Source organism: Arcobacter sp. LA11, from assembly GCF_001895145.1.
GTDB lineage: Bacteria > Campylobacterota > Campylobacteria > Campylobacterales > Arcobacteraceae > Halarcobacter.
Map to the genome: position 1 here is coordinate 261,101 of NZ_BDIR01000001.1, position 14,826 is coordinate 275,926.

Here is a 14,826-nt window from a genome sequence, read left to right on the forward strand (position 1 = left end):
CCTTATTTCTTCAATTTAGCTTGCTCTAATTCCCAATATTCCATTTCAAAACTATCTGCAAGTGAGATACTTTCATATCCTCCAAGTTTGTCAGCTTTTAAAACTGCATTCATAGTATGTGAAATAACATCATCTAAAATATTTGCTTCTTTTTCATTTTTCCCAAAAGTAATAATTCCAAAATCTTTTACAACAGTATAGTTTGGAGCTGGATTTAACATGATTTCATCTTTTGAAAATTCATTAAAATAGTTTTCATATGAAGTTTTATATCTATCTATTGCATCTTGAATATTTTCATCTTCAAGTACAAGTGGAACTCTTTTTGTTCTTATAATATGCTCAGGTGTTAAAACCCCTCTAGTAACAGTTTGTTTATCTAAAGATGAATAGTAAAGTGCTAGTGGAGTTTGATTTACTTTACAAACTATATCAACACCTTTTTCTTTTGATACTATTTCTAGTAGTGATTGAACATCAAAATCTTTTGCTTCTATATTTGGTAATTCATATGAAGCATTTTCTTCTAAAAAGTTTTCAGCAAGTGTAACTGCTTCAATCATCTTATCATAAGATTTTTTTGCATCATCATCAAAAGTAAAAATACCATGGTTGTGTAAGATTATACCTTCGCAAGTTTCCCAGTCTATATCTTTACTCATTTCATAAATTTTTTGAGCTAAAATAAAACCTGGCATCACATAAGGAACTATTAAAAAGTTTGGAAATACTTTTTTAATATTTTCAATTCCTGATTTATTATTTGAGATTGTAACAACTGCATCAGCATGAGTATGGTCAACAAATTTAAAAGGAATGATAGCGTGTAATATAGCTTCTACAGATGGGTTAGGAGCACTTTTATCTATCATTGCAGCCTTTTGCTGTAAAACCATATCAGTATCGCTTAAAACGTCTAATTTGGCCATCTGTTTTAATACTTCAAGTTTTACAGGAGCAAAACCTTCTTCTTTGATAGAAACTAAATCCCAACCACTACCTTTTACGTAAAGAATATCTTCACCATCTACACAACTTTTTACAGAAGTATTTCCTCCTCCATGCAAAACTAGTTCGTCACTTCTTCCTAGAAGATTTGATGTATAAACTCTTAAAGCTAAATCACTTTTAAAAGATTTAGCTTCTTTGTCATTCCAAAGGTTATTCATCTTTTAACCTAAAATCTCTAAATGCTCTGTGTATTTTTTTTCACAGAATGGCTCATATGATGATTTATAAATTGCATAATGTTCTGTTTTTGCATGATTAGCTAATGCTTCTTCTTCCCAAGATTCTACTGCGTAAAACTTTCTTCTGTTTTCAGTACATTGAAAAATATCATAAAATATTACACCTGGTTCTGCTTTTGATGGTTCAACCATTGCAGTTAATAGTTCTTTCATTTTATCTTCACAACCCTCTTTAGCTATAAATGTTACTCTTTTAGTGATTGTCATTTTTATATCCTTGTTATTTTTAATTGAAGTCATATTATAAAAGAATTCATCTTATAATATATATGTTTTTTAAATACTATTTTTTGATTAGTTAAAATTAAGAGTTGTAGAGAGTAAGGTTTAAAGAACAAACCTTACTAATAGTTCATACGTTCCAGCTGCTGCAATACCACCTGCGATACCAGCAACAATATCATCACCCATAACTCCCCAGCCACCAGAAACTTTTTCATCTATTTTACCTATAATAGATGGTTTCCAGATATCAAAAAGTCTGAAGAAAACAAAAGCTAAAATTCCCATGATGATAAAATTTTCTTGAGTAATCCCAGAAATAGAAAGTGCTATCCACATCCCTGCAAGTTCATCTATTACGATTTCTTTACTATCATGCTCTCCCACTTCTTTTTCATAAATATCTATTTGTTTTACAGCAATTGCAGTAACAAGAAAAGCAAGTAAAAAAAGAGTTGATACATGTATATATTGAAGTAGGGCAAGTCCAAAAATAAGTGAAAGAAAACTTCCTACAGTTCCTGGTGCTTTTGGACTTAGTCCACTATAAAAAACAGTTAAAAAAAGCTTTCTCATACTATTTTTTCTTCTCAATTCCTAGTTTCTTTCTCTTTTCCCAAAGAGATTTTCTAGAAATTCCAAGTTTTTTAGATAGTTCTGTATCTGGGTATTTTGACTGGTAAGATAGAACCATCATTTTTACATAATCATTGATTGTCATGATATTATTTGTCATCATCATAGTTGATGATTTTTCAAATTCTATTTTATTAAAAGGAAAGTCTTCTTCTTTTTCAAGAGAAACAATGATACATTTTTTATCTTCAATTAATTTATTTAAATTATCTTTTGAACTTTTTTTAAGAGAGTGGTAATCTGTAAGGTAAAGTATTCCATTAAATTTTTCATTTACTCTTTTTTGCCAGTTATCTGAGTTTAAAGAGATAAATTTCATTTGTAAATCTAATTTTCTAGTTAATTCAAATGCAAGTTTATCCGCACTAATTTGAGAGTTTGTTTCAATAAGAATTGGAAAAGACGTTGGTAAAACATAGCCAGTTGTATCAACTTCGTTAAATTGAAACTCTAGATATTCTCTTAAAGTATGAAGCTCTTTTCTCAATGACTTGCATTCTCTATAGTGATAGATTTTCCTTACAAGCTCATCCATGATAAATGGCTTCATAATATAATCTTTTGCACCTTCTTTGATTGGATCAGTTACAGTTTCATCGGAAATATAAGATACTAAAAGAAGAATAATAGAATCACTATATCTTCTAATAATTGTTTTGCATAAAGCAGCAGGTAATGATGTAGATAAAAGTATAATATCGTAATCTTTTGTAAGATTATCAATATTAGGTGATTCTACAAAATCACAATTGTGTCCATCATCTAGTAATCTTGACACAACTTTTTGTGCAAGATAAATTTCACTCTCTATAATTAATATATTCATTGTCTTTCCCAGTCATAATATTTTAATGTAGCAATACTTTGTACTGCTACTCCCTCAGCTCTCCCTACAAAGCCAAGTTTTTCTGCCGTAGTCGCTTTTATGTTTACAAATTGTTTTTCAATATTTAATAACTTTCCTATTGTTGATTTTATCTCTTGTTTATGAGGATTTATTTTTGGTTTTTGTGCAATAATAGTTAAATCAATATTTACAATTTCGTAACCTACATTGTAAATGAATTTAACAATATCTTCTAATAAAACTTTTGAATCTATTCCTTTATATTGGGCATCAGTATCTGGGAAAAATTCTCCAATATCTCCTGCTCCTGCTGCTCCTAATAAGGCATCAATTAGTGAATGAATAAGAACATCTCCATCACTATGAGCTTTAAATCCATAAGGTACATCAATATTTATTCCACCTAAATACATTTTTTTATTTTCTTCAAAAGGGTGAATATCAAAACCAGTACCTGAAAAGAAGTTTTTAGAAGGTGATTTTATACACTCAATAGCTTCTATATCTTCTCCAAAAGTTAATTTTTTACTTTTTATACTTCCTTGAATATATTTAATTTTTCCACCAATATTTTTTATTGCACTACTATCATCTGTAAATTCAGTATCTGTATCAAGTGCTTTATTAAGAATTTTTGTATTTGATAATTGAGGTGTTTGGATAAGTTTTACTTCATCCCTGTTAATAGTTTCATTTTTATAAACAACTGTATCGCTAACATTTAGTGCTGGGACAATACAATCTGCTTCATTTTTATTTTCAATTAAATCTAATATAATATTTTTTGGTATGCAAGCTCTAGCTACATCTGTTACCATTACAAATTGGGTAGTTACTTTTTGTAATGCATTTTTCATAGACTCTTGTCTATTCTCTCCACCTTCAACAAAAATAAAATCATCTGAAAAGTTTCTCATGTAATTTAGTTCATTTTTATGAGAAGTGATTATGATATTTTTAAAATCTGAAAAGTTTTGAAGTCGGTTTGTAACAAATAACCACAATGGTAAGTTTCCAGTTCTAAGCCACTGTTTTTTAGGTTGCAGTCCAAATCTAGAGGAGTTACCTGCACATAATACTATTAATGTAACATTTGACAAAAAGACCCTTTGAGTAAAAAAGTTACATATTATACTTAATTGTAACTTATGAAATCTTAAAAATCATTTTCTAGTTTAAATTTGATAGAGTCGATTGATTGAAGAAGTGGTTCTACATCAATATTATACTCTGTAGCTTTAGTTAAAGCTCTTTGAATATTTTGGTCTGATAATGGATTTCTAACATCACATAAAATCTTTATAATCTCAAGTATTTGTGCTTTTTTAATATAGTCTTTTGGACAATGTTCCAAGTCTTCAACAAAACCAATTGAGAAGATTAGGTTATGACTTAAATTCCAATGTTTAAAAATATTTGCAGTAATTCTTGCACACGAGTATCCTAAAAATTCTTTTTCCACTGAAGATGTATTTTTATTCACTTCAAGTTGTTCTAAAAATGCTTCTGTTTCTCCATTTTCATTTAAAACTTCTGAAATTACAAATTTTCCAGTTTCTTGTAAGAATGCAGGTAAAAGTAAATCTTCTTTTAAATCAAAACTAATTTTTGAAACCCAAGTATTAACTAAATTTGAAGCAAGATTTGATGAGAACATAAAATCATCTGTACCAACACCATATGCCGATAGATTTGATTGAATTAAATTTTGGATAACTGAACCTAAAGCTATAGAAATAGTAAAGTTTACTCCTAATAGAGAAATAGCACGACTTGGTGTTTCTACTTCACTTACAAAACCAAACATTGCAGAGTTTGCAACTCTTAAAACAGTCGTGATTATCAAGGGATCTTGTTCAATAATTTTTAAAAGATCCAAAGGCTCTTTATTAGACATTCTTCTAAATTCTTCTAACTCTAAAACACTTTTTGGTAATGGAGGAAGTGAATCTATTTTTTCTATAATAAGCTTTTTCATCTATAGTTCCTATGTAAAATTCAATTATTCTTTTAAGGATAGTATAATATCAATTAATTGTTTATACTCATCTGTATTAAGTTGTAATAATTGAACTTTTTCTTTTTTCATATTATGATTTTTATGTTTTTTCAAATACTTTGTACTTTCTAGAAATTCGGAAGTTAAGGTCTTTTCAAATTGTTCTATCGTATTTGAATCAGACTCTTTATGGGATAATGAAATTTTATGAAAAAGAGATAAAACTTTTTTAAATTTATCATTTTCAAAAAATTTAATTTGCGGTTTATAATAATTTAATTTATGAATCATTTTTAATAATAAAAAAGATGAATTATTTATAAAAATCATATATTCAATATCTTTGTTATTTAATTCTTTATTTCCAAAATTTGTCGATAAAGATAGTTCATAACCATGAATTTGTCTCTCAAGATTTAAATAATACTCTTCAAATATATAGTCTAGTTCTTTATCTTTTGTGTGTATATACTGAATATGCGAGAAATAATATAACTGTTCTCCTATTAGATTATTTATAGTTTTTATATCTTTTTCTTCTAAAGGAATAAAAAATTTGAGTAAGTTTTTGGATTCTTTAAGAATCTGAAAAAAGCTATCTATATGTTTTCTTCTTTCTTTATTTGTAGCAAATGTAATACATAATTCAGTAAAAGTTTTTATTAGTAGTATATAACATTTAAATTCTATTTTAAAAAGGTTTTTATCTTCAAAAAAGCTACTTTTTAACTCATCTTCATAAAATCTAAATAGATTAGAAACTTCATCAAAATTATAATTATTTTCTTGGAAAATAGCGAAGTTTTTAGAAAAATCAAGTTTTTTTATAATATTAAGTAAATCACCTTCAGTTTGCTCTTTAGTGTAGATTAAATCTTCAAATTGTTTTTTTGTAGAAAGATAGAGTTTTTCAGTACAAATATTATTTATCATTTATAACCTAGTGCTTTTATTTAACAAGTATATAAAAACGAAACTTATATACTTAATAAATGAAAATTAACCTATTTAATTAAGTTTATATAAACAAAATTTGATATAATCAACAAAAAAATATTAAATTAATAGGATTTTCAGATGAGAGATTGGTTAGACAATCATAAAGATGATGAAGTAAGAACTCAGATGTATTATGCCAAAAGAGGCATTATTACACCAGATATGGAATATGTAGCAAAAGTTGAAAAAATTGACCCTGAATTAGTTAGAAGTGAAATTGAAAGAGGAAGATTAATTATTCCTGCAAATGTAAATCATAAGCATTTAACTCCAATGGCAATTGGAATTGCATCTTCTTGTAAAATCAATGCGAATATTGGTTCTTCTGCTTTAGCTTCAGATATTGAAGGTGAAATTGAAAAAGTAGATGTATGTTTAAAGCATGGTGCAGATACTATAATGGATTTAAGTACAGGTGGAGATTTAGATTCAATTAGAGCCGCTGTAATTGAACACTCAACAGTTCCAATTGGAACTGTACCTATGTATCAAATCTTACATGACTGTAATGATAAAATTGAAGATTTAACAATTGAATCTATGTTAGAAGTTTTAGAAAAGCAAGCACAACAAGGTGTTTCTTACTTTACAATTCATGCAGGGTTCCTTTTACAGTTTATGCCTCATGTTGCAAAAAGAAAAATGGGAATCGTTTCAAGAGGTGGTTCTTTAATGGCTGCATGGATGATGCACTATCATAAAGAAAATCCATTTTACGATGCATATGATGATATTTTAGAGATTTGTAGAAAATATGATGTTTCTTTATCTTTAGGGGATTCATTGAGACCAGGTTGTTTAGCTGATGCATCTGATGAAGCACAGTTAAGTGAACTTAAAATCTTAGGTGAATTAACTTTAAGAGCTTGGGAAAAAGATGTTCAAGTTATGATTGAAGGACCAGGACATGTTCCTTTAAATCAGATTGAAAGAAATATGAAATTAGAAAGAGAATATTGTCATGAGGCACCTTTCTATATTTTAGGACCTTTAACAACTGATATTGCTGCGGGATATGATCATATCTCTTCTGCTATTGGAGCAGCAGTTGGTGGATGGCATGGGGCTTCTATGTTATGTTATGTAACTCCAAAAGAGCACTTAGGTTTACCAAATGCTGAAGATGTAAGAGAAGGTATCATTGCATATAAAATTGCTGCACACTCTGCTGATATTGCAAGAGGTAGAAAAGATGCAAGAGATATTGATGATGAAATGTCAGATGCAAGATATGCCTTTGATTGGAATAAACAATTTGAACTTTGTTTAGACCCTGAAAGAGCAAAAGAGTATCATGATGAAACTCTTCCTCAAGATGTATTTAAAGAAGCTGAATTTTGTTCTATGTGTGGACCAAAATTTTGTTCATATAAAATTACACAAAAAATAGTTGAAGATCATGGTGATGCCATGAAAACAGCAGGTTAATTAACAAGAATAAATAAATCAAGAAAGGTCAAGTTTAACTTGGCCTTTTTTTATAAACGAAATATTTTGGTAAATTATTTTTTACCAAAAGTTACAATTTAAAAAGAAAAAATCTTTTTTTACTTGTTAAATAGTTTAATTAAGACAAAAATTATCCTATTTAAATTATAATACAAAAAAATCTAATAAATATAAGGAAAAATAATATGGCAACTGTAGCTGATATTAAAGAAGAATTAGGAAAAGTTCTATATCCTGGTTTTCAAAAGTCTATTGTTGAATTTGGTTTTGTGAAGGATGTTGAGCTTATTGATGATGAAAGTTGTTTAATTACATTAGATATTACATCTAGTTCACCAGAAGTAGCATCTCAATTACAAAAAGATATCTCTTCAACATTGGAAAAAATTGGTATTTTTACTGCAAAATTAAATCTAAAAAAACCAGAAGAACCAAAACAACAAAGTAATAGTGTAAGTGGAAGTAATATTGCTCCACAAATTAAAAACTTTGTAATGGTATCATCAGGAAAAGGTGGAGTTGGAAAATCAACTACAACTGTAAACTTAGCAATTGCAGCAGCAATGCAAGGTAAAAAAGTAGGTATCTTAGATGCTGATATTTATGGTCCAAATATTCCTCGTATGATGGGATTACAAGGTCAAGAAGTAGCAGTAGTTGGAAATAAAGCTAAACCTTTTGATGCATATGGTGTTGCTGTTATGTCAATGGGTTCACTTATGGAAGAAGGTCAAGCTCTTATTTGGAGAGGTGCTATGATTATGAAAGCAATTCAACAATTACTAAGAGATATTTTATGGGAAGAATTAGATATTCTATTTATTGATATGCCTCCAGGAACTGGTGATGCTCAATTAACTTTAGCACAAAGTGTACCTGTAACATGTGGTATTAATGTAACAACTCCACAACACGTAGCACTTGATGACTCAAGAAGATCTTTAGATATGTTTGCAAAACTTCATATTCCAATTGGTGGAATTGTAGAAAATATGAGTGGATTTATTTGTCCTTCATGTAATACAGAATCAGATATTTTTGGTATGGGAACATGTGAAGATTTAGCAGACCAATATAATACACAAGTATTAGGAAACTTACCAATTGAACCTGCTATTAGAGAAGGTGGAGATTCTGGTAAACCTATTGTTTATTGTGAACCTGAATCAGTATCTGCAAAAAGATATATGATGGCTGCAACTAAACTTTTAGCTTATGTAGATGAAGTAAGTGATAAAGCAGAAAATGCTTCTATTCAACCTACTACACCTCCTGGTGTATCAGCTTGTTCTACTTCATCAGCTGCAGGTGCAGCACCACAAGAAAAGAAAAGCCATGATGGCTGTGGTTGTAACCACTAAATAAAAAGAGGAACCCCTCTTTTTATTTAATAAATTCTTTATATTCTACTGTAGATAAATTTACTTTCACTAGGTATCACTAGTAAAAAACCTATTGCTGTAATTACTATTAAAATTGCCATTGTAGAAAAGTCTAAGGTGGTTAAAAAAACAATCAATCCTATTACTGCAATGATTTCAAATATTGCAAGACATGTAAACATTATATTTAAATACTTTGATTTAAAATATTTGAATTCTTCTTCAATATTTTGGAACTCTTTTTCTTGTGTATCATTTACTAGTTTTGAATAAGCTTTTTTATAATAAAGATATCCTCCAATTAATATTATTATTGAAAGTATATAAATGTTTGTATATAAATCAATATTCATATATAAAATAGTATTTTTTAGAATCTCTGGGCTATAAAGTGTTTTATATGATTTTTCATTCAACATAAAATAACAAATAATTAAATAAACAAATTGCATAGAAAACATGGTAAACCAGACTTTTATTAATATATGGGTACTTTTTCTTGATTCTTTTGATACTGAATTTAACATAACTTTTCCCTTTATGTAAAACGTAATAATAAATTTTAACATTTATATAATAAATAAGCACTTTAATTATAAAAATATTATTTATTTTAAATTGATTTTTGCGCAAATATTTAATTTGTATCTATGAAATAACATAAGTAAAAGTTATTGAATTAATTTATAAATAATTAATTTTTGATTATAATTAGTATGAATAAAAGTTCTATAATGTCAGCTTTAAGCTATATTACACAGATATAAAAAGAGGAGGATGTTATGTTTTTAACAGAGATTTTTATATTTACAGTAGTGGGATTATTAGCGTTTATGGCCTTAAGTTATGTTGTTAAACATTATATTAGGGTAAAAGCAAAAAAAAGAGGTAGAGTATAATCTCTGCCTCTTTCTTTTGTTATTAATTAGAAACTATATTGAATATGAAGTCTACCCATAGTAGCATCATCTTGATCATCAATTTCTAATTCACCGAATCTAACATATGTTAATAAGTTTGAACTCATTTTATATGAAGCTTGTAAATATAATTCATTTTTATCTACAGTTCCAGATTCATCACCTGCATCAAAATCACTATATTTAAGAGCTAAATTAAGCTTTGGAGTAATTTGTACATCAACATCTGCAAATAACATAGATGAATCTGCATTATTACTTAAAGCTAATCTCCAGTGCTCATCAAATCCAGAAGTTGAAGAACCATCAATTCCTACACTTCCACCATCTTCATCTGTTTCACCATAAGCTACAAAAGCCCCAAAGATTCCTTTATTAACTTTAATCCCTGCTTTCCATAAGCTATTATCAATATCTGATACTTCTTCACTTAGAGAAGAATATCTTGCAAATGTTTTAAATTTGAAATCATTAATAGAGTTTGAATAATCAATTCCAACAGTATATGCATCAAGAACATCAGTTGCTTTTGCGTAATGTGCATCAATATTAAAGTTATTGAATGATAAATATGCCCCAACTGTCATAAAGTCTGCACCTTCATATCCTACAAATAAAGATTGGATATTTCCTGATGAATCAAAGTTTGTCTGATTATAATATGCAGCACTTAAACTTAATGGACCAAATGATGTCATTGCACTAATACCAGTACCTGTTTGTTCATCACCCATAGCATCTCTTGATTTAGTAAAAGGTGAAACAATACCTTGTTTACCAATTGTAATAGATGTGTTTTTAATACCTGTGTAACTAAAATTTGCTTCAGACAGTTCAACAGCAAGATTTGAATCTGCTTGAGTTGAAGTATTTAATACTGCTTGAGCTGTCTTATCTCCAATAAGGAACCTTGAGTTAAAAGTAACATCTTCATTAACTTTTGATTTAATAGAAGTAGCAACTTTATAGTTGTTTTGAGTAGAACTTGATGGTTCATAGTCATTATATCTGTATGCGACTGTACCAGATATATCTACATTTTTGATTGCCTCAGTTAAATTCTGAGCACTTAAACTTGTAAACCCACAAACTGCCATACTGGCAATTAAACCTAATTTTATAGTTTTCATTTGTATTCTCCTGTTAAAATATTACAAATAGTATAAAAAGATTTAATGAGAAAAAAAGATAGAAAAAATGTAGAAAAGATGTATTTTGAAAATAAATTAGAAGAAGAGGTGAGTAGGCTTACTCACTTCTAGAATTTTTTTCTTCTATTCCTGAAAGTCCAAATCTTCTAGCTAATTCTTGTTTAACTCTATCTGGATTTATATTTTTTGAAGCCATTGCTACAAGCATATGATAAACAATATCTGCCGCTTCATAGATAATTTCTTCTTCGTCATTATCTTTTACTGCAAATGTAAATTCTCCTGCTTCTTCAACAATCTTTTTAAGCATAGAGTTTTCTTTGCCTTTTAATAGTTTTGCTGTATATGATTTTTCTGGATTATCATTTTTTCTTGATTCAATTATATGGTAAAGGTTATCAATAACTCCATATGCAGTATCTGTATTTACTTCTACATCAAGTTTTGTTTCATTGTTTTCTAAATCAGTAAAAAAACAAGATTTTCTACCTGTATGACATGCAACACCTAGTTGTTCCACTTTTAATAAAATTGTATCATTATCACAGTCAACCATAATGTTTTTAACATGTTGAAGATGACCAGAACTTTCACCTTTTTTCCAGATACGTTGTTTACTTCTACTAAAATAGTGAGCTTGTTTTGTCCTAAGTGTTAAAGAAAGAGCTTCTTTATCCATATAAGCTAACATCAAAACTTCATTTGTAGTTACATCTTGAGTTATAACAGGTATTAAGCCTTCCATTTTTTCCCAGTCGATATTGTTTATTTGATCCATTTTTTTACCTTAGAATTTTGTTCCTAAATTAAGCTTTACTCCGTCGACAGATTTTGTAGATTTGTCAAAATCTACATCACTATCAATTGTTATATCATCATCTTTTTTTACGGCTATAGTTTTTTCTTTTTGCACTGGTTCTAAAAGATTTGGTTTTTTTTCATAATCTTTTTTAGTCTTATTTGACAATATATTTATATTTTCATCAACTACTTTAATATTATTATTTGATAAGTCAATTTTATTTTTTGTATTATTTGCTAATAAAGAAAGTGAGAAAAGAAGTGTTATTATTAAAGTTTTTTTTATCATAATATTAAAAAAGAAAAGAGTAGAAAATCTACTCTTTTTTCTTTTATTGATTTATAGAGGCATCTCTAGTTTTATTTTTAGTATCAACCCAAATATTTGGAGTTGAACCACCAGGAGTTAAGAAAATTTTTGCATCTTTATTATCTTTAAGTGCTTCATTAAATTTACCTTGAACTTGAATTTGTTGCATTTGAAGTAATTTAGGTGTTAAAGAATCTGCAATTGCTCTATTTGCTTGTGCTTGTGCTTTTGCTTCAATTTCTACAGCATCTGCTCTACCTTGTGCTTCAATTCTATTTGCTTCTGCATCACCTGTTGCTTTTGCTGCTCTTTTTTCAGCTTCTTGTTTTGCTCTTAAAACTTCGTATCTAACTCTTTCAGATTCTTGGTTTGCAATTTGAACTCTCTCAATTTGATCTTTGATTTTTTGAGGTAGTACAATTTCTCTTAATTGAACAGATTGTAAAATTACAGGCTTACTTTCTAATGCATCAATATCTTTTTGAATACCATCTTGAATTTTAACAGCAATTTCATTTCTCTTTGTTGGAAGTTCTTCTGCTGTGTAGTTACCTACAACGTTTCTTACGATATCTCTTACAACAGGGTTAATAATTTTATCTTCCCATGAAGGACCCCAGTTAGCAATTGTTGTTGGAGCTCCATCTGCAGTAAGTCTGTATTGAACAGTTAATTCAATAGAAACTGGTAAACCTCTAGCATCTAGAATATTAATTGCTGGATTACTTCTAATACTTTGGTCAAATCCACCACTAGTTTCAACAGAAGCATAATTCATTAACCTTACTTTTGTATCAACTACAACTACTTTTTGATAACCAGGAATTACAAAGTGAAAACCAGGTCTAAGTGGTGTTTCATCATATTTTCCTAATGTCTGTTTAATTCCAACATTACCAGATTCAATTGTTAAAAATGGTTTTGTTACAAATAAAATAGCTATAACAATAATAGCTACATAAATAAAACCTGCTTTTTTACCTAGGTTTTTAAAAAATTCAGGTGGCTCAAAAGGTGGTTGATAATTTCCTCCACCGCCGTTATTGTTATTTGAACCGCCACCGTTTTTGTTTTGTTGTTGCCTATTTTTAAAATAGTCATTATCTATTGGCATTTTTTTTCCCTTAATTTGTTTTAGTTAATGTACGTTAAATCTTTTAAATATTTCTCGTTTTTTCCAGCTACTACGTCAAAGTAAGCTGATTGTAAAGCTTCTGTTATTGGACCTCTTTCACCAGCTCCAATAATTCTAGCATCAATATCTCTAATAGGAGTTACTTCAACAGCAGTTCCTGTAAAGAATGCTTCATCTGCAATATAAACTTCTTCTCTTGTAAGTCTTCTTCTAATAACTGTATAACCTAAATCTTCAGCTAATTCAATAACCGTTGCTTGTGTAATAGATTCTAACGAGTTATCATTTGGAGGAGTGATAATTATACCATCTCTAACAATGAAGAAACAAGCTCCAGATGCTTCTGCAATATAACCTTGGTCATCTCTTAATAAAGCTTCATCGTATCCACACTCTACAGCTTCACCTTTTGCCATTTGAGAGTTTAAGTAATTTGCAACTGCTTTTGCTTTTCCCATACCAGAAGTATTTGAGTTTCTAGTCATAGATGCAATTTTTACTCTTACACCTTTTTTAAGACCTTCTTCTCCTAAATATGCTCCCCATTCCCATGCAGAAATAGAAACATTTACAGGAGCTTCTTTATGGTAAAGTCCCATAACTCCATAACCTAAATAAACCAAAGGTCTAATATAAGCACCCTCAGTTAATTCATTTTTTTGTAATAAATCAATTTGAGCTGCGTTTAATTCATCTTCAGTAAATGGAACATCAATTAATGTCATTTTAGCTGAATTAATAAGTCTTTTTGTATGCTCTTTTAATTTGAAAATTGCACATCTTCCATCATGGGTTTTGTATGCTTTAGTACCTTCGATTGCACCATTTCCATAGTGTAATGTATGGCTTAGCACGTGAACTTTTGCATCGTGCCAATCAACAAGTTTCCCATCCATCCAGATGTATTTTGCTTCAGTCATCTAAATATCCTACATTAAATTTTTAGCTAATAGTGTATCGAAGCTTTTATTAAATTTAAGTGAGATGAAAATTTTAGATTAAAATAGGCTAAGATTTTTTAATAAAACTTAAAATGCTATTTTAAACTTACTTTTTTTTTGTAGAATAGAAAAAGAAAAAATGAAGAGGTTATTATATGAGTCAACAAGAATTTTGGAATCAAAAATTTTTAAGAGATGGTTATCTATATGGAAGAAAACCAAATGCTTTTATTGAATCATGCTCTAGTAACTTTAAAAAAGCTCATAGGTTTTTATGTTTAGGTGAAGGTGAAGGAAGAAATGCAATATATTTTGCAAAAAGAGGTTTTGAAGTAGCCGCTCTTGATGCTTCAGATATTGGATTAAAAAAACTAGAAGAGTTTGCAAAAGAAGAAGATGTTTATGTTAAAACAAGATGTATTGATTTAAATGAGTGGATACCAAAGAAAAAATATGGTTCTATAATTGCAACATATTTACATATGTATAAAGAAGATAGAGAAGCTCTTTTTGAAAAAATAGATTCTTGTCTAAAAGAAAATGGATTTTTTATAGGAGAATTTTTTTCAATAAATCAATTAAATTATGAAAGTGGTGGACCTAAAGATATAAATCTTTTATATACTGTAGATGATTTTAATAATAGTTTCCTAAATTGTACAAAACATAAAGTAGAAGAAGTAGAAGTAGAACTTGATGAAGGAAATGGACATCAAGGAAAAGCAAGTGTTATAAGGGTTATTATACAAAAAAACTAGCTACTTTCCTTTACTAAATTTTAATC

Annotated in this window: 16 protein-coding genes; 3 read left to right on the plus strand and 13 right to left on the minus strand. The window is 28.7% G+C overall.

The features are described 5' to 3' along the window. Positions 1–2: 2 nt before the first annotated feature. The 7 genes from BT997_RS01390 to BT997_RS01420 form a co-directional block, all read right to left on the minus strand. Positions 3–1,169: a class II aldolase/adducin family protein gene (locus BT997_RS01390; protein WP_072679593.1), complete on the minus strand. Its 1,167-nt coding sequence runs from the start codon at positions 1,167–1,169 to the stop codon at positions 3–5. A gap of 3 nt (positions 1,170–1,172) precedes the next feature. Then, positions 1,173–1,457 carry a putative quinol monooxygenase gene (locus BT997_RS01395; RefSeq protein WP_072679594.1) on the minus strand — a complete coding sequence of 95 codons (285 nt, stop codon included), beginning with the start codon at positions 1,455–1,457 and terminating at the stop codon, positions 1,173–1,175. A gap of 120 nt (positions 1,458–1,577) precedes the next feature. After that, positions 1,578–2,048: a phosphatidylglycerophosphatase A gene (locus BT997_RS01400; protein WP_072679723.1), complete on the minus strand. Its 471-nt coding sequence runs from the start codon at positions 2,046–2,048 to the stop codon at positions 1,578–1,580. Position 2,049: 1 nt separating this feature from the next. Continuing rightward, entirely contained in the window at positions 2,050–2,934 is an 885-nt protein-coding gene (locus BT997_RS01405) for a response regulator (protein WP_072679595.1), read from the minus strand. Further along, the gene (locus BT997_RS01410; protein WP_072679596.1) at positions 2,931–4,055 is read right to left on the minus strand and encodes a bifunctional 2-C-methyl-D-erythritol 4-phosphate cytidylyltransferase/2-C-methyl-D-erythritol 2,4-cyclodiphosphate synthase; all 1,125 of its coding nucleotides are present in this window, start codon (positions 4,053–4,055) and stop codon (positions 2,931–2,933) included. The genes BT997_RS01405 and BT997_RS01410 overlap by 4 nt, the downstream gene beginning before the upstream one ends. A gap of 56 nt (positions 4,056–4,111) precedes the next feature. Next, on the minus strand, positions 4,112–4,933 hold the full coding sequence (locus tag BT997_RS01415; RefSeq protein WP_072679597.1) for an HDOD domain-containing protein: 822 nt from the start codon (positions 4,931–4,933) through the stop codon (positions 4,112–4,114). A 24-nt stretch (positions 4,934–4,957) separates the two neighbouring features. Continuing rightward, positions 4,958–5,887: a hypothetical protein gene (locus BT997_RS01420; protein WP_072679598.1), complete on the minus strand. Its 930-nt coding sequence runs from the start codon at positions 5,885–5,887 to the stop codon at positions 4,958–4,960. A 144-nt stretch (positions 5,888–6,031) separates the two neighbouring features. Between BT997_RS01420 and thiC the strand changes: the two genes are divergently transcribed. Both thiC and BT997_RS01430 read left to right on the plus strand, forming a co-directional pair. Further along, positions 6,032–7,381, plus strand: a complete 1,350-nt coding sequence (gene thiC / locus BT997_RS01425) for a phosphomethylpyrimidine synthase ThiC (RefSeq protein ID WP_072679599.1) — start codon at positions 6,032–6,034, stop codon at positions 7,379–7,381. A gap of 206 nt (positions 7,382–7,587) precedes the next feature. Then, positions 7,588–8,763, plus strand: a complete 1,176-nt coding sequence (locus tag BT997_RS01430) for an Mrp/NBP35 family ATP-binding protein (protein ID WP_072679600.1) — start codon at positions 7,588–7,590, stop codon at positions 8,761–8,763. 38 nt (positions 8,764–8,801) lie between these two features. On the opposite strand, the gene BT997_RS01435 is transcribed toward BT997_RS01430, so the two are convergent. The 6 genes from BT997_RS01435 to BT997_RS01460 form a co-directional block, all read right to left on the minus strand. Beyond that, complete coding sequence (locus BT997_RS01435; RefSeq protein ID WP_072679601.1) at positions 8,802–9,311, minus strand: hypothetical protein; 510 nt, start codon at positions 9,309–9,311, stop codon at positions 8,802–8,804. 398 nt (positions 9,312–9,709) lie between these two features. Further along, the gene (locus BT997_RS01440) at positions 9,710–10,834 is read right to left on the minus strand and encodes a porin (protein ID WP_072679602.1); all 1,125 of its coding nucleotides are present in this window, start codon (positions 10,832–10,834) and stop codon (positions 9,710–9,712) included. Positions 10,835–10,952: 118 nt separating this feature from the next. Further along, a complete protein-coding gene (gene hisIE / locus BT997_RS01445; RefSeq protein WP_072679603.1) occupies positions 10,953–11,633 on the minus strand; it encodes a bifunctional phosphoribosyl-AMP cyclohydrolase/phosphoribosyl-ATP diphosphatase HisIE in 681 nt (226 codons plus the stop codon). A 9-nt stretch (positions 11,634–11,642) separates the two neighbouring features. Then, positions 11,643–11,945: a hypothetical protein gene (locus BT997_RS01450; RefSeq protein WP_072679604.1), complete on the minus strand. Its 303-nt coding sequence runs from the start codon at positions 11,943–11,945 to the stop codon at positions 11,643–11,645. 43 nt (positions 11,946–11,988) lie between these two features. Next, positions 11,989–13,080: a prohibitin family protein gene (locus tag BT997_RS01455; RefSeq protein WP_072679605.1), complete on the minus strand. Its 1,092-nt coding sequence runs from the start codon at positions 13,078–13,080 to the stop codon at positions 11,989–11,991. A 20-nt stretch (positions 13,081–13,100) separates the two neighbouring features. Beyond that, entirely contained in the window at positions 13,101–14,021 is a 921-nt protein-coding gene (locus BT997_RS01460) for a branched-chain amino acid transaminase (protein WP_072679606.1), read from the minus strand. Positions 14,022–14,197: 176 nt separating this feature from the next. Here BT997_RS01460 and BT997_RS01465 point away from each other — a divergent pair, with 176 nt between their 5' ends. Further along, entirely contained in the window at positions 14,198–14,800 is a 603-nt protein-coding gene (locus tag BT997_RS01465; protein ID WP_072679607.1) for a cyclopropane-fatty-acyl-phospholipid synthase family protein, read from the plus strand. Positions 14,801–14,826 lie beyond the last annotated feature (26 nt).